This is a genomic window from Mesorhizobium sp. M4B.F.Ca.ET.089.01.1.1 (assembly GCF_004022605.1).
GTDB lineage: Bacteria > Pseudomonadota > Alphaproteobacteria > Rhizobiales > Rhizobiaceae > Mesorhizobium > Mesorhizobium abyssinicae.
This window is the reverse complement of the sequence record NZ_RZOS01000024.1, coordinates 1-15,968: the sequence shown is the minus strand read 5'-3', so window position 1 is coordinate 15,968 and position 15,968 is coordinate 1. Positions and strand designations below refer to the sequence as shown.

Annotated in this window: 14 protein-coding genes; 9 read left to right on the top strand and 5 right to left on the bottom strand. The window is 60.9% G+C overall.

Annotation, left to right across the window (positions count from 1 at the left end):
- Positions 1-46: 46 nt before the first annotated feature.
- From EN780_RS04485 to EN780_RS04470, 4 genes are all read right to left on the bottom strand, one after another.
- Positions 47-1,873, bottom strand: a complete 1,827-nt coding sequence (locus EN780_RS04485) for a patatin-like phospholipase family protein (protein WP_189556378.1) — start codon at positions 1,871-1,873, stop codon at positions 47-49.
- Between the two features lie 293 nt (positions 1,874-2,166).
- Positions 2,167-2,982: an oxidoreductase gene (locus EN780_RS04480; protein WP_127391246.1), complete on the bottom strand. Its 816-nt coding sequence runs from the start codon at positions 2,980-2,982 to the stop codon at positions 2,167-2,169.
- Positions 2,983-3,048: 66 nt separating this feature from the next.
- Entirely contained in the window at positions 3,049-4,344 is a 1,296-nt protein-coding gene (gene fabF / locus EN780_RS04475) for a beta-ketoacyl-ACP synthase II (RefSeq protein ID WP_128272343.1), read from the bottom strand.
- Between the two features lie 147 nt (positions 4,345-4,491).
- A complete protein-coding gene (locus tag EN780_RS04470) occupies positions 4,492-5,097 on the bottom strand; it encodes a TetR/AcrR family transcriptional regulator (RefSeq protein WP_128272363.1) in 606 nt (201 codons plus the stop codon).
- Between the two features lie 86 nt (positions 5,098-5,183).
- On the opposite strand from EN780_RS04470, the gene EN780_RS04465 reads away from it, so the two are divergent.
- From EN780_RS04465 to EN780_RS04455, 3 genes are all read left to right on the top strand, one after another.
- Positions 5,184-6,296 (top strand): efflux RND transporter periplasmic adaptor subunit, encoded by a 1,113-nt coding sequence (locus EN780_RS04465; protein ID WP_128272341.1) that lies wholly within the window; start codon positions 5,184-5,186, stop codon positions 6,294-6,296.
- 2 nt (positions 6,297-6,298) lie between these two features.
- The gene (locus EN780_RS04460) at positions 6,299-9,418 is read left to right on the top strand and encodes an efflux RND transporter permease subunit (RefSeq protein WP_128272339.1); all 3,120 of its coding nucleotides are present in this window, start codon (positions 6,299-6,301) and stop codon (positions 9,416-9,418) included.
- Between the two features lie 131 nt (positions 9,419-9,549).
- On the top strand, positions 9,550-10,164 hold the full coding sequence (locus EN780_RS04455) for a TetR family transcriptional regulator (RefSeq protein ID WP_127282277.1): 615 nt from the start codon (positions 9,550-9,552) through the stop codon (positions 10,162-10,164).
- Between the two features lie 332 nt (positions 10,165-10,496).
- Here EN780_RS04455 and EN780_RS04450 read toward each other — a convergent pair whose 3' ends face one another.
- Complete coding sequence (locus EN780_RS04450; RefSeq protein ID WP_245499871.1) at positions 10,497-10,760, bottom strand: hypothetical protein; 264 nt, start codon at positions 10,758-10,760, stop codon at positions 10,497-10,499.
- 344 nt (positions 10,761-11,104) lie between these two features.
- On the opposite strand from EN780_RS04450, the gene EN780_RS04445 reads away from it, so the two are divergent.
- The 6 genes from EN780_RS04445 to gpW all read left to right on the top strand — a co-directional run bounded on the left by EN780_RS04445 (position 11,105) and on the right by gpW (position 15,868).
- Positions 11,105-11,287, top strand: coding sequence for an AlpA family phage regulatory protein (locus tag EN780_RS04445; RefSeq protein ID WP_128272337.1), 183 nt, complete (start codon positions 11,105-11,107; stop codon positions 11,285-11,287).
- 153 nt (positions 11,288-11,440) lie between these two features.
- On the top strand, positions 11,441-12,169 hold the full coding sequence (locus tag EN780_RS04440; protein WP_128272336.1) for a hypothetical protein: 729 nt from the start codon (positions 11,441-11,443) through the stop codon (positions 12,167-12,169).
- Complete coding sequence (locus EN780_RS04435; protein WP_128272334.1) at positions 12,166-13,056, top strand: hypothetical protein; 891 nt, start codon at positions 12,166-12,168, stop codon at positions 13,054-13,056. Before EN780_RS04440 ends, EN780_RS04435 begins: the two co-directional genes overlap by 4 nt.
- Entirely contained in the window at positions 13,053-13,385 is a 333-nt protein-coding gene (locus EN780_RS04430) for a hypothetical protein (RefSeq protein ID WP_128272332.1), read from the top strand. Before EN780_RS04435 ends, EN780_RS04430 begins: the two co-directional genes overlap by 4 nt.
- Positions 13,382-15,565 (top strand): terminase gpA endonuclease subunit, encoded by a 2,184-nt coding sequence (locus EN780_RS04425; protein ID WP_128272330.1) that lies wholly within the window; start codon positions 13,382-13,384, stop codon positions 15,563-15,565. Before EN780_RS04430 ends, EN780_RS04425 begins: the two co-directional genes overlap by 4 nt.
- An 87-nt stretch (positions 15,566-15,652) precedes the next feature.
- On the top strand, positions 15,653-15,868 hold the full coding sequence (gene gpW, locus EN780_RS04420; RefSeq protein ID WP_189556371.1) for a gpW family head-tail joining protein: 216 nt from the start codon (positions 15,653-15,655) through the stop codon (positions 15,866-15,868).
- Positions 15,869-15,968: the final 100 nt, after the last annotated feature.

Here is a 15,968-nt window from a genome sequence, read left to right as displayed (position 1 = left end):
GCGATGCAGGGCAGCAACGGAAGGCGCAAAGTCTCGTGGTGATGCGCTAAGTATGTGCGTTACCGAGCATCGCCCGGAGGCCTGAGTCGTTCTGGCGGAGACGTTCCTCGATCCATTGCGCCGTGCGGTCGTGGGCGTCCGAAAACAGCTCGGAATGCCGACTCCAATCCATGAATGTGCTCGAAACCTGCGGACAGACCAAGACATCCTCGTCGCCGACGGCAATGTCCTGCGGCCCGTGTGCCAGCATGCTCGCGGCAATAACCTGAAGCATGCTCGGAACCTGCGGCAGGCGGGCCCGGCCGAAAGGGTTCAGCAAGGCGACCGCCAGTTCCGACCTTCCGGGGATGCGGTCATAGTCGACGTGGTATTTTTGCGGTCCACTGGACCCAAAGCTCACGACGACATTGGGGCCGGTCTTGAGTTCCCTCATCTGTTCCAGCGGCAAATTGTTCATGATGGCGCCGTCCACCAGCATATCGCCGTCAGCCGTGAAGAACGGCGGCAGGACACCCGGGAGCGAGCCGGATGCCCGAACGGCTTGCCAGAGTTTGCCACGACGGTGGACGTGGGGCTGACGGCTGCTCAGATTGGTCGAAAGCGCAAAGAACGGAAGCCAAAGATCTTCGATCAGGACGTCGCCGTATTCCTCCCGAAGGGCTCGATCGAAGGCTTTGTGATCCAAAAGCGCGAAACGCGGCAAGGTGGGGCGCCGAAACGCCCTGCTCTTGACAAATACGTTGTGCGTGCCGCGGTCGATCTGCTCCGCGTCCAACCCTCTTGCGAAGCCGGCCATCATCGCGGCTCCGGAACTCGTCCCGCCGAGATAGTCGAAACGCGCGCCCGCCTCGACGAAGGCCTTGTAGACGCCCAGATGGGCGCTGCCCAGGGACCCACCCCCCGCCGCCACGAAGCCACGTGCCTTGCAGGAAATAAATCGGACCAGGCGCTGGATATCAGACGCGTCCTCCAGCGCAACATGATGATGCTGGCCGACATGGGGACGCTCATCGAGCCACGCAGAGGTGCCGGAGACCGCAGCCGAGCGATTGTCGTGAATTAGGACAAGCCGGCCGGTCGATGGTGGATGAACCGATAGCGCCAATTCCTCGGACGTGTTCAAGCGAGGCGAGGAGGATGCGTTCGCTACAAGCAGGACGGTATCGGCCTGGCGAATGCAGACTCGTGTCCATTCATTAGGTTCTTCATCGGCGACGTAGACAACGAATTCAGCTTGCGCCTCCAGTTCGTTCAACCAGTTAAGGACCGGCTGGTCGTCGATCGGACGACCCGCGAACCTCGCGTGGACGTCGTGCCGGGAAACGAACTGAGCGCGCGTGAGCGCACCGAACTCTTGCTGTAGGTGCCCGATGAAAACCGGTGAGATGCGGCTTCCGCCGGCTGCGATGATGGCAAGCGTTCGGATCTTGGCAGGGTTTTGACGTGACAAAATCGGAGATTGCGTGGCGAACCGGCGCGCCAGAGATGTTGTAACCCCCTCTCTCAGGTTCGGCAGAGCCTCGGCCGCCTTCTCGAAATGATTGCGACTGATTTCAAGGACGATCGAATCGCGCGCTGCAAGGACAGTGGCCGTACGGGGCAGCCCTGCAAAGAAGCCAATTTCGCCGACCAGTTCGCCCTGTGCGATCTCGGCGACCGAGCCAATCCGATCTCCTTTGTGTACCGTAAAGCGACCGGACAGCACGACGAAGAACCTGTCCGATGGATCGCCTTCGCGAACCAGGACCTCACCGCGCCTTAGGACCAGGCGGTCGGATTCGGCGGCCAAAGCCTCGAGCGCCAGCAACGACGCCCGATCGAACATCAATGTCGCCGACAATAATCTCGCGGCGAGAGAATCGACGGAGGACATTTGAGCCATCCCGAGGACGCATTCGCTCCGGCAATTGTATCCCGTGCCGCTCGTTTTTACAGCGTCGCAAGGCGCATTGGTTTCCGGTGGCGTCTGTGAGGCGCTCGATCCGCGGCAACTGGTGGGTAGCAGCGAGAGGCTTCGGAAGCCTAGGTGTTGTTAGCGGTGGTGGCGGAGGACCGTTCTCTCCGCTTCAACATTCGGCACCGGCCCATCTGTCGGTGGACTGGTAGCGGGAGAGCGCTACCGCTTTTCCCCCCACCTATCAGATCGACGGTTCCTGCTCCGTCGAATCAGACCGGCAGGCCAAGTTGCTTTCGAAGGCTTTTGTCGAACGCTGAGGCGGGAACGAAACGGCGCAGGAAGCTGACCTGGCGAGCCGTTTTTCCCGCCGTGTAGCGCCGCTTCGGGTCTGGGTCGGTCGCAGCCGCCAGAACTGTCTTGGCCACCACCTCGGGCGTATCACCCTTTTCCATCGCTTTCCGAACCGCCGCTTTCATGCCGGCCCGCGATGAGTTGTAGATATCGAGCAATTGATCCGGGGTGGCGAGGCTTTCTTCGAATGACGTGCGGGTATAGGCGGGCTCGACCAATGCCACTCGAATTCCGAACGGGCGCACTTCGTGGTCGAGCGATTCGGAGTAGCCCTCAATTGCGTGTTTGGTCGAGGCGTAAAGCGCGAAATAGGGAGCGGGGATGAACCCCTGCACCGAACTCACATTGACGATCCGGCCCTCGTTCTGACGTCGCATCGTCGGCAGGACTGCGTTTGTCATGCGGAAAACGCCAAAGACGTTCACGTCGAACAGCGCCTGAGCTTGAACAGTCGAGGATTCCTCGGCCGCGCCAAACAGGCCCATACCGGCATTGTTGACGAGCAGGTCGATGCGCCCGGTTTCGGCCAGCACATCGTCGACCAGCTGTGACACGGATGTGTCATCGGTCACGTCGCAGGTCAGCATCGTCACGCCGTCGCTTTTTCCAGCGATCGCGCGACGGCTGGTGCCGAACACACGAAAACCAGCGCTCTGCAGGGCATTGGCCGTTGCATGTCCGATGCCCGAGGATGCCCCTGTGACGATGGCAACGCCGGGATTGATCTTGTTCATGGAAATCACTTTCTTTGAGTTGGATTAGAGTGAGAAGAGGCAGAAAGACCGAAGCAAAAGCGTCGATCATCGAGGGCTTCGGCGGTCACGCCGGGCACCTTCCCAGCGCCGGAATAGAGCGCTGGCGTTGACCCCTCCGAAGCCAAAACCGTTGGAGATCGCGTACTCCATCTCCATTGACCTGGCCCGGTTCGCGACGAAGTCGATCCCTTCGCCCGCTGGATCAGGCGCGTTCAAATTGAGGGTGGGCGGTGCCACCTGATCCCTGAGCGCAAGGATCGTGAAGATCGCGCCAAGCCCGCCGGCGGCGCCGAGCAGGTGGCCTGTCGCCGACTTCGTTCCACTGACGGCTATCCCGAAATCGTGCCCGAACACGCTCTTGATCGCTTCGATCTCACCAAGGTCGCCCACCGGCGTGGAGGTTGCATGGGCATTGAGATGACGGACCTCGCGCGCCGAAATTCCTGCCTGAGCGATTGCAATCTCCATCGCTCGGCGCGCGCCATCGCCGTCCTCGGGACCGGAAGTGACGTGATACGCATCCGCCGTCGTGCCGTAGCCGACGACCTCGGCGAGCGGTTTCGCGCCGCGCGCCAGTGCATGGCTCAACTCCTCGATGACCAGGATGCCAGCGCCTTCGCCCATGACGAAGCCGTCCCGTGACATGTCGAACGGACGAGAGGCCTGGTCGGGGCGATGATTGTAGGAGGTCGAAAGCGAGCGTGCCGCCGCAAAGCCGCCCAGACTGACCACGTTCATGCAAGCTTCGGTGCCACCGCACACGGCGACATCCGCTTCATCGGCCCGGATGAGGCGGGCGGCATCGCCGATTGCCTGGATACCTGCCGCACAGGCCGTCACAGGCGCGCCGAGCGCACCCTTGAATCCGTAGCGAATCGAGATGTGGCCGGCCGCCATGTTGACCAGAAAGGATGGGACCGTGAATGGTGAAAGACGCCGTACTCCGCGCTGGTCGACTGTCCGCACCGCCTCTGTGATGGCCGGAAAACCTCCGACACCTGAAGCGATGATCGTTGCGGTGCGAACCCGATCGCTCTCCGAACTCGGCTTCCATCTCGCCTGGGCAAGCGCCTCTTCCGCCGCGGCCAAAGCGAAAAGAATGAATCGGTCGATTCTGCGCTGGTCCTTCGGAGCCACGAAGGCATTGGCATCGAGGCCGGCCTCGGGATCGTCTTCCAGGGAGGGAACCACGCCGCCGACCTTTGCGGGCAACTCTCCCACGACCTCGTCCGCAAGCCTCGCGATGCCCGAGCGACCGCTCAGGAGCCGCGTCCAGGTTGCCTCGACGTTTGCAGCAAGCGGCGTGACCGCTCCCATGCCTGTAACGACTATGCGTCGCATATACTCACCTATCAAATCGCTTGCGCCGCGAGGCTCTGCCCCACGCGCTGGCACAATCCTGACGGACGTTGGATTGCCGCTTACCCATCTGCCTAAAGAGGTGGATAGAAGCTGTGGCGCTGTGCATCCCGCTTGGAGAAACCACCGTCATAGGGGCGGCTCTTCCTGAGCATTGCTGGACGATGATCGCTGCAGCACGCTCTCGGCTGCGGCTTGCAGAAACTGCTTCGACAGTTGCTTGTCGTTGACGGCCCGTGAAAGGACGACCGCACCGACCATCGTCGAGAGGACGGCCATGGCCTTTCCATCGGGATCCTCGCCGTGGGCATCGCCAACCCATCTATCGAGCAGTTCGAGATATTCCCTGATCCCGGCTTCGAAGGATGCTTTTACGTCGCTGCCCTGCCTGGCTGCATCCGAGCCCAGCGCCACGACCGGGCAGCCGTCCATCCTTTCTTCGCGATGTCCGGCGCTGAGGTAGAACTCGATCACTGCACCAAGCGGGTCCTTGGGATTTTTCGCGGCCGCGTCCGACCATCGACGCGATGCGTGCTCCAGTGCCCGCCTGGAGGCCAGCGCCTCCAAGTCCTCCTTTGATGCGAATTGCTTGTAAAAGGCGCCTTGGGTCAGCCCGGCGCCCTTCATCAGATCCTTAAGGCCGATGCCGTCAAAGCCATGCTTCCGGAAAAGGCGGCTTGCCACATCGATCACCGTCTCGCGGTTTTCCGCAGCCTGAGTGCGACTCACGCGCATCATCGATCTCCTTTTTTAGATTGCATTCGTAATCTATACCAGTTATAGAGTGTGAATGCAATCTATTTTGACGTGAGGCGATGGGCATGAAAAAGAGACCCCTAATTGTGCTGGGCAGTATCCTGATCGCAGGATCAGCGGCACTGGCATTCGTGACACTTTCTGACCGCACGCAGGCAGCCGCCGTCGCTGTTGACCCGAGGCAGGAACCTCCGATCGTCAGACTGGTGACGGGAGAGCAAGTCACCGGCTCTGCGCGCAGTTTTACCGGCATTGTCGCGGCGCGAGTGCAGAGCAACCTTGGTTTTCGCGTGCCCGGCAAGATTGTCCAGCGCCTCGTGGATGCTGGCGATCAGGTCAAGGCTGGACAGCCGCTCATGCGGATCGACGCGACCGATCTACAACTTGCGCTCACGGCAAAGCGCAACACAGTCGCCGCGGCACACGCTGTCCTAATCCAGGCGGCAGCAGACGAGAAACGCTATGCGGCTTTGGTGAAAGACGGATTGGCTGCAACTCCGCAGCGATACGAACAGGCCAAGACCGCGCTGGATACCGCTACGGCTCAGCTCGCCGCCGCCGAAGCGGAAGCGAAGGTCGCGGAGAACGAAGCGACATACGCAGTCCTGGTGGCGGACGCCGATGGAACGGTGGTCGATACGCTCGGTGAGCCGGGTCAGGTCGTCTCCGCCGGCCAGACAGTGGTCCGGATCGCCCAGGCCGGCCCCCGCGAAGCGGTGGTATCACTTCCCGAAACGATCAGGCCGGCGATCGGCTCGGCGGCCGAGGCCAGCGTGTATGGTGGCGATGAGCACCGCCATGCGGCACATCTGCGACAATTATCCAACTCCGCCGATACCCAGACCCGCACCTATGAGGCCCGCTACGTGCTTGACGGTGAGGCTGCGGCGGCACCGCTTGGCGCGACGGTGACCATTCGGGTTGCAACCCAGGCGAGTCAGCCTGAGGTCCAGGTGCCGTTGGGAGCCATGCTCGACGACGGCCGGAAGACTGGCGTTTGGGTCTTGGACAAGGGCACGTCGACCGTGCACTTTCAACCCGTCCAGCTTGTTCGTGTAGCCAGCGAAACCGCTGTGATCTCCGGACTAAGCTCCAGTGTTCCCATCGTGTCGCTCGGCGCTCATCTCCTGCAAGAGGGTGCTCGCGTGAGGACTGCCTCTGAAATCGGGAGCAACTGAGGATGACCCTCAATCTTTCAGCGCTCGCCGTTCGCGAACGGGCCGTCACTCTGTTCTTCATCCTCCTGCTGGTGGCTGCCGGCGCCTACGCCTTCCTTATGCTCGGCCGAGCGGAGGACCCCAACTTTACCATCAAGACCCTGACCGTCACGACGGCATGGCCAGGCGCGACAGCGCGCGAGATGCAGGACCTCGTCGCCGAACCCTTGGAGAAGCGGCTTCAGGAGCTGACCTGGTACGACCGGGTGGAGACGACTACGCGGCCGGGCTATGCGTATATGACGGTCACGCTGAAGGACAGCACGCCGCCATCCGCCGTGCAGGAAGAGTTCTACCAGGCCCGCAAGAAGCTCGGGGATGAAGCCCGCAACCTGCCGCCCGGCGTCTACGGGCCCTTCATCAACGATGAGTACTCGGATGTCAGCTTCGCTCTTTATGCGCTCAAGGCCAAAGGCATGCCGATGCGTGAGCTGGCCAGGCAGGCCGAGGCGATCCGCCAGGACCTCTTGCACGTGCCCGGCGTCAAGAAGATCAACATCCTCGGTGAACGTCCCGAGCAGATTTTCGTCGAGTTCTCCTACGCCAGGCTGGCTACGCTCGGCGTGTCGGCCCAGGATATCATTGCCGCCTTGCAGCGGCAGAACACTGTCACCCCGGCGGGCTCGATCGACACTGACGGGCCGCAGGTCTTCATCAGGGTCAATGGCGCCTATGACAGTGTCCAGACGATCGCCGACACGCCGATCGTTGCCTCCGGGCGGACGCTCAAACTTTCCGACATCGCCGAGGTCCGCCGCGGCTATGAAGATCCTCCCACGTATCTCATCCGGCGCCAGGGTGAGCCCACGATCATGCTCGCGGCCGTTATGCAGGAGGGCTGGGATGGTCGCGCACTCGGCAAGGCGCTGGAGGACAGGACGGCGGCCATCGTACGGACATTGCCGCTCGGGATGACGCTCGACAAGGTGTCAGACCAAGCGGTCAACATTACCTCGGCGGTCGACGAGTTCATGATGAAGTTCGCGATGGCGCTGGGCGTCGTGCTGCTGATCAGCCTGCTGAGCATGGGCTGGCGGGTCGGCATCGTCGTGGCGGCCGCCGTCCCCCTGACGCTTGCCGCCGTGTTCCTCATTATGCTGGAGACGGGACGGTTCTTCGATCGCATCACGCTCGGCGCGCTCATCCTGGCGCTCGGTCTTCTCGTCGACGACGCCATCATCGCGATCGAGGTGATGGTGGTGAAGATGGAAGAGGGCATGGACCGTATCAAGGCGGCGGCCTATGCCTGGAGCCACACGGCGGCGCCGATGCTGTCGGGAACGCTGGTCACGATAGCCGGCTTCCTGCCGGTGGGCTTTGCTCGCTCGACGGCCGGCGAATACGCTGGCAACATCTTCTGGGTTGTGGGTTTCGCCCTCATCGTCTCCTGGATCGTCGCCGTGGTCTTCACGCCCTATCTCGGCGTCAAGATGCTGCCCGCCATCAAACCGATCGACGGCGGTCACCACGCGATCTACGACACGCCTAACTATCGGCGCCTGAGGCGGCTCATCACTTTTGCCGTGCGCCACAAGTTCGTGACCTCCGGTATTGTCGGCATCGCTTTCACGCTCTCCGTTGTCGGCATGGGTGCCATCAAGCAGCAGTTCTTCCCCACATCCGACCGCCCGGAAGTGCTGGTGGAGGTTCGCCTGCCGGAAGGCACCAGCATCGAGACGACGACCGCCACGGTCGAGAAGCTCGAGCACTGGCTGGACGGACAGCCCGAAGCCAAGATCGTCACGAGCTATGTCGGTCAGGGCGCCCCGCGCTTCTTCTTCGCGATGGCGCCTGAGCTGCCCGATCCCGCCTTTGCCAAGATCGTCGTTCTGACCCCGAATGCCGAGGCGCGCGAGGAATTGAAGCACCGGCTTCGAGAGGCGGTGGCACAGGGCCTCGCGCCGGAAGCCAATGTGCGCGTCACGCAGCTCGTGTTCGGCCCCTACACGCCGTTCCCGGTCGAGTTCCGGGTCATGGGACCTGATCCTGCGCAACTCTACAGTATCTCCGAGAAGGCCCTCGGCATCATGCGGGGCGTCCCGGACGTGCGGCAGGCCAACCGCGACTGGGGCAATCGCACGCCCGTGCTTCGCTTCGTCCCGGACCAGGATAGATTGAGCCTCATCGGCCTGTCGCCGACCGAGGTGGCTCAGCAGCTGCAATTCCTCCTTACCGGCATCCCGGTCACGCAGGTCCGCGAGGACATCCGCAATGTCCCTATCGTGGCGCGCAGCGCCGGCGGCGAGCGGCTGGATCCGGCGCGCCTGGCGGATTTCTCATTGATGAGCCGCGACGGCCGGCAGATTCCGCTCGACCAGATCGGCCATTCCGAAATCCGTCTTGAAGAGCCGATCCTGAAGCGCCGCGACCGCACGCCCGTTATCACAATCCGCTCCGACATCAACGAAGCGACCCAGCCTCCGGAGGTCTCAAAACAGGTCGTGAAAGCCCTTCAGCCGCTGATCGCATCCCTTCCGGCTGGCTATAGCATCGAAATGGGCGGATCGATCGAGGAGGCTGAAAAAGCCAACACCGCGTTGGGCAAGATCTTCCCGGCCATGATCGCCGCCATGCTGATCGTCATCATGCTCCAAGTGCGATCCTTCTCGACGATGTTCATGGTCGTGCTAACGGGGCCGCTTGGCCTCGTCGGCGTCGTGCCGATGTTGCTCGTCTTCCACCAGCCCTTTGGCTTCAACGCCATTCTGGGCCTGATAGGATTGGCCGGCATCCTGATGCGCAACACGCTGATCCTGACCGAACAGATCAAGGAAAACCGCGCCGCAGGCCTCGACGCCTATCACGCCGTCATCGAGGCCACAGTGCAGCGCGCGCGGCCCGTGATCCTAACCGCGCTTGCCGCAGTGCTGGCCTTCATACCCCTCACGCACTCCGTCTTCTGGGGATCGATGGCCTATACGCTGATCGGGGGCACGGCGGTTGGCACGGTATTGATCCTACTCTTCCTTCCCGCGCTCTATACCGCGTGGTTCCGGATCAAACCGACCGCGGACGAGAACCATGAGGCCGCCCCAACGCAAGAGCCAGAACCGCAACTGCGGCTGGCAATGGCCGCGGAATAGGACTCGTGCCGGATGAAATGGGGTCGAGGCCGGCCCAAAGGACTTGCCTTGCGGGCGGGACGATCGTGCCCGCTTCCAGATGCTCGACGGGCAAGTCTTGCAGATCCGATTGATCAGTCCCGGAGAGATCAATGAATCACCCGATCCGAGTGCGAACTGATCTCGACTCGGTGCGCGCGCGCATTCTTGAGGTAGCGGAGAAGCACTTTCGCCGCATCGGCTCCCATAAGACGTCGATGTACGACATCGCCTCAGACCTCGGCATGAGCCGGGCAAATGTCTACCGTTTCTTTCCCTCTAGGGATGCGATCAACGGGTTCATCTGCAAGCGGATCCTGGACGAGGCTGCCGATATCGCCTTTGCGATCGCACGTACGAACGCCACGGCGTCGGAAAAAATCAGTCGGCTTTTGATCGCAATTCACAATCATGGCAAGGCGACACTGATCGAGCAGAAGCACATGCACGACATGATTGTCGCGGTCATGCGGGAGGACCGGGAGATCGTCAAAGCTCATATTGAGTGGATGGTCACGATCTTCGAGGCGATCATCCGCGAGGGCATTGGAGCGGGCGAATTCAAGGTCAGCGACCCGGCAGAGGCGGCGCGCGCGGTCAAGACCGCGTTCATGTCGTTCTTCCATCCGGTTCTGATCGAGCACTGCGTCCAACACGGCGAAGACACCGAGGCGAGCTTGCGAGAGCAGATTGGCTTTATCCTGAAAGCACTTGCCAAGTCGGACTAAGCGGCATGCAGAAACAAACGTTAGGCAATGTGCGGCACCCAGGCGGACGCCTCAACCCTTGAAATCATTCAAGATTCTTGGACGGGGCGCCACCACAACTACCCGTTTTCGCTATGATTTCAATGGCTTATGATGATTTGGTAGCGGGAGAGGGACTTTAATCGGTAATGAAATCAATGGGTTACGCGAAAGCAGTCAACATTTTTGAAAAAATGAGTCCACAAACGAAATAGGATAGGTTCGATTTCCGCCTAAACTCGCCTGCCTCGACGCAAACAAAAACCCCGCCGAATGGGCGGGGCTTGTCAGACTGCACTCGGAATTTCAGGGCGTCAATTCACCCGCTCGAAGTCCAGGTAGAACGTATCGCCGACCGCGAACTTGCCGATCAGCGCCGGGTTCGCGACGGTGAGCGACAATGACCCCATCGGGCTAAACCTCGCGAACTGCTGATCTTCGTCGCTCCCATCGGCGGGATAAGCGCCATCCTTTGAGGGGAAGTTGAACGACAGGGTTTCCTGCGTCGTTGGTCCAGCCGTGGGGTACGACTGAATGCTGGTGATCCTAACCTTTGCGCGCATCTCGGGCACGTTCATTCTCCATTCATAGGTGGGAGTGTGCCGCCCCAAAGATCGCCTCGCACTTCGGCACAAACGAACTTTCCATCGTTATCGGGTTCATCTTTGGAGCGGCAGTTGTGCCGGTCTTTCCCGGCTGCCATCGGTTTGCCCTTTCGGGCCGTCACGCATTGGCTCAAAGCCGCGCTACATGGGGCACCCAACCGAAACCCGCGCTCCGTTGGCGGAATTACCCGCCGAAATCATAGCTGCCTCCCGCATATGAAGAAGTCACCCGTACTTTCAGTTTCACGTTTACCGTGTTTTCCCTTGCTTGTCACGTAAAAAGTGATTATCAATGAGGACACGAATGGAGACGTGAAATGGAAATCGAGCAAAGCCTTCGGCTGCCCCAGGTGATTGCGATCACCGGGTTATCTCGATCCGAAATCTATCGGCGCATCCAAGCCGGCCTGTTCCCCAAACAGACGCGGAAGTCGCACAGGGTTTCGGTGTGGAGAGGCAGCGAGATCAGGGCATATCAGGAGGCCATCTTCGGTGCCTGAGAAGCCGGAACAGCAGCCCAAGCGTGAGCCGCAGCGTAAGGCGTGGCTTCCTGAGAAGGGGCCGCACGGGCGGCGCTTCCATCCTGATCTTTGCGGTAGCGGCGGCGCGGTTCGCCGAGCCCCGTTCCTGGACGAACTGGACCGGGACGACCAATGATCGATGACAACGACTTCTCCGACCTGCTCGGCGACGAGCCGGCCGTAGCGCCTGAGTCGCCACGCCCGAAGCGCGGCCGGCCGACGAAGGAAGAAGCGGAACGGCGGTTACAGGCTGCCGCCGAGCAGTCGCTTCCCCACTACACGGCATTCCGCCGCCCGGTTGGCGTGACGTTCTTCGCCAACATTCTTGCCGTCCAGCCGAAGCAAATCCAGAAGCGCCTCGAAAAGTGCCCGATCGACTCGTGGCAGACCCACGGCGGCAAGCCGCAGCCGATGTACGACTTCCTGACCGGCATGGGCTATCTCATTCCGCCGCAGGGCAGCATTGAGGATTGGCTGGCGCAGCAGAACCAAGCGTCTCTGCCGCCGATCGTCTCCAAGGCCTATTGGGAAATGACCAACGCCCGAATCCGCGCTCTCACGGCGGCCGGGCAGCTTTGGCACGATGAAGACGTGCTGATGACCTTTGGCCGCGTGGCCATGCTGATCCGGCAGGAAAGCAAGCTCTGGATCGAGAACCTGCCCGGCCGCGATCGTCTGAGCGACGAACAGTACAAGCATCTGCTCGGGGCGGTGAGCGAACTGAACGTTCAGATCAAGGAAGCGCTCACCACCAAGGCGCGGGAGTGGCAGAAGACGACCGCTCACTCGCAGGAGATCGCCAAGGAACTTGAAGGTACGGACAAACGGCCACCGCCTAGTGATCTGCCGGGTAACGAATGAAGCCGTTGATCATTTCCAACAGCGGCGGCCGAACGTCAGCCTACATGACCAAGCGACTGCTCGATCTATATCGCGGCAAGCGCGCGATTTACGTCCTGTTTGCGAACACCGGAGAGGAAGACCCCCACACATTAAAGTTCGTGCGGCACTGTGACGAAGCGTGGGAGTTCGACACGATTTGGCTGGAGGCGGTGGTCGACCCGGAGCAGGGAAGGGGCACACAGCACAAAGTCGTCACGTATGAGACTGCTCACCGCTTTGGCGAGGTCGGCGGCCCCTATGAGGCGATGGTGGCCAAGTTTGGGATCGCGAACCCTTCATACCCGCATTGCACTAGGGAGTTGAAGGAACGTCCAATCATTTCATATGCCCGCCACCTTGGCCTTCGGCCGGGCGACTACGAGATGGCAATCGGAATCCGCGCCGACGAGATAGATCGGATGAGTTCGCTCGCGCCGCAACGCAGTTGGATTTATCCGCTCGTCGGGTGGAACATTAAAGAGCGCGACGTTATCGACTTCTGGCGCCAGCAAAACTTCGATCTGTACATTCCGAAGCATCGCGGAAACTGTCTGTGGTGCTGGAAAAAGGCGGATCGAAAAATATTCACACTGGTCAATGAAGAACCGCGCATCTTCGATGTGCCTAGGCGACTTGAGAAGACGTATGGCACCTGCGGCGCAAACGCCGAGCGGGGGCGAGTCTTCTTTCGCAAGAACAGGTCGACGCTTGACATGGTAGTCGCGGGTTTTCTCAGCGACTTCGAGCCCTTTGTAGATGGCGATCAAGCGTTTGATCCTGACCTGGATTTGAGCGGCGGCTGCGGGGACACCTGCGAAGTGTTTTCCGACAACTCGCAGAACGATTGGCTGGATGAACTGGTATGAACAACGAGATCAAACACAGCGAATGCCCCACCTACATCGCCGACATCTTCATCGGCGGGGACGAAGCCGCAGCGCGTCAGGCGTGTCAGGAATTCGTGCTCGAAGGGGAATGCGTCAACTTCGCGCCGTGCGAATACATCTTCACCGGAGGACGTGAAGTCGGTGTCAGGGTAGGGCTCATCAACTATCCACGGTTTCCGCGCTCGCCGGATGAAATTTTCACGAAGGCGCTTCGCCTGGCCGCGTTTCTGATCGAACGCCTACACCAATCGTCAGCATCTATTGTTGCCAGTGATCGCACGGTATTTCTGAGCAGGCGCCCCGAATGACTGCGAGAATGCGCCCGCCGTCGATCAACGACCTGATCGACGCTGCGCCATACCAAAACCTGGAAGAACTGCTGACGAAAGGCTTCGAAAGCCTGACGCCGCAGGAAATCTTGACCGTCTCCGAGGCGGCCGAGAAGTACATGCGCATCGGCGGCGGCAGCGGTCACAGCGTCAAGTGGTCTGCAAAGAAGACGCCCTACCTGGTTGAGCCGATGAACGTGCTCACCAGCCTCGACTATCAGGGGATGGTGTTCGTGGGGCCAGCGAGGACCGGGAAAACCATGATGTCTTTAGGGTGGCTCACGCACACCGTAAAGACCAACCCCGGCGACATGCTCTACATCCACATGGATCGAGAGAACGCTCGCAAGTGGTCGAACGGCGACCTGAAACGCTTCCTGGAAGCGTCCACGCACGTCCGCGCCGAGCAGTTCACCAGCCGGCAGGACGACAACACCTTCGACAAGGAATTCAAGTCGGGGATGCGCTTCCTTCTGGCCTATCCGACCGCGAGCAACCTGTCGGGCATCACCGTGCCTTACGGCTGGCTGATCGACTACGACCGCATGGACGACAACGTGGACGGCGAAGGCAACCCCTTCGACCTTCTCCAAATGCGCACGACCACCTTCAAGCGCTTCGGCATGACGGTCGCCGAGTCGTCGCCGAATCCTAACAAGGACATCCAAGACCCGAAGTGGACGCCGCCAAAGCATAGCCCGCACGAGGCGCCGCCGATCCGTGGCATCTTCGAGCTATACAATCGCGGCGATCGGCGCCGATGGTATTGGTGCTGCCCGCACTGCAACGAGTCTTTCGAGCCCGACTTCAAGCTGCTCCGTTACCCCGACAGCGAAGACATCATGGAGGCGCGCGAGCAGACCTTCATGCTCTGCCCTGGTTTCCAGTGTGGCGGCGTGCTTGAGCCGTACATGAAGGAAGAACTCAACGAGGGCGCCCGTTGGGTCAAGGACGGCATGATATGGGTGCCGACTGAGAATCGCATCATCGAGCGCAACGGCATGAAGGCTGCTCGATCGAGCATCGCTTCCTTCTGGATGAAGGGACCGGCTGCCGCCTACCAGGATTGGGGTCAACTGGTCGAGAAGCATCTGCGCGCGGAAAAGGCGCTGCGGGACACGGGTGACGACGCGCCACTGCGCAAGACCGTCACCACCGACCAAGGTTCTTATTACATCCCTGCGTCGCGGCTCTCCGAGCGCTCGCCCGAAGACCTGAAAAACAAGGCCGAGGATTGGGGCGCGACCGAGGATGAGCCAATGGTTCCGGCCGGCGTCCGCTTCATCATCGCCACGGCCGACGTGCAGAAGTCGGCCTTCGTTGTCCAGGTCCACGGCTTCACCGCGACCGGCGACGAAGTGGTGCTCGAAGGCTTCAAGCTGCGTCTCTCCAATCGCCTGAATGGCGCTGGTGAGAAGTTGCCGATCGACCCTGCCGCGTTTGCCGACGATTGGAACGTGCTCGGCGAAGTGCTCGATAAGACGTATCCCTTGGCGGATGGCTCAGGTCGCCGGATGCGCATCCGCGCGCTCGGCTGTGACTCGGGCGGCGCCGAGGGTGTCACCGGCCACGCCTACAACTTCTATCGCAAGCTGAAGAAGGCTGGCGACGGTAAACATCGCCGCTTCTGCCTGATCAAGGGCGAGCCCTCCAAGACGGCGCCGCACGCGCACACCACCTGGCCGGATTCGAAGCAGAAGGGCAAGAAGGCCGTGGCCAAGGGTGATGTGCCAGTCATCATGCTCAACTCGAACCTGATGAAGGATCGCATCTCGAATATGATGGCGCGCCGCGTCGAAGACGAGAGCGAAGAACACACGGGCGCCATGCTGCGCTATCCCGACTGGATGCCCGACTGGTTCTACAATCAGATGACGACCGAAATCCGCACCGATAAGGGATGGGAAAATCCCCTCAAGCGCCGCAACGAGTCGTTCGACTTGGCCTATTACGCGCTCGGCCTGGCTATCCGGCCCTACGAGGAATTGGTTCCCTACGTCACCTTCAACTTCGATCGCATTGATTGGGAAAACCCGCCAGGGTGGGCAGCCGATTGGGATGAGAACGATCTTGTGTTCGGCGGGGAGAGCGAGCAGGAGATCGAGCAGGGCAAGAGCGATACGATGAGCTTTGCGGCCCTAGCGGCTAAGCTCGCATAAGTTTCACTTTTATTGTGAAATTCACTTTAATATTGCATAAGAGTCACGTTTAAGCTATCTATACGTGACATTCACGTTGGATTGATGATGGCGACCACCGCCGAACTCCTTGCCGAAGCAAAAGCAGCCTACCACCGACTTCAGATCGGTGAGTCGGCTGTTGAGGTTCGCGACGCGACCGGCGAGTCGATCCGTTACACGCCGGCCAACGCCAGCCGCCTGAAAGCCTACATCGCCGAACTCGAAGCCGAAACCAACGGCTGCGGCCGTGTCGTTCCTCCGTTGCGGCCGGTGTGGGGATGAGCGATTTCGATCTCACGGACCTACTTGGGTCGGATGTCGGTGTCTCCCCGGCGACCCATGAGGCGCAGTCGCCCGTTGCCTCGGCGGTGGCAGCGGGCCG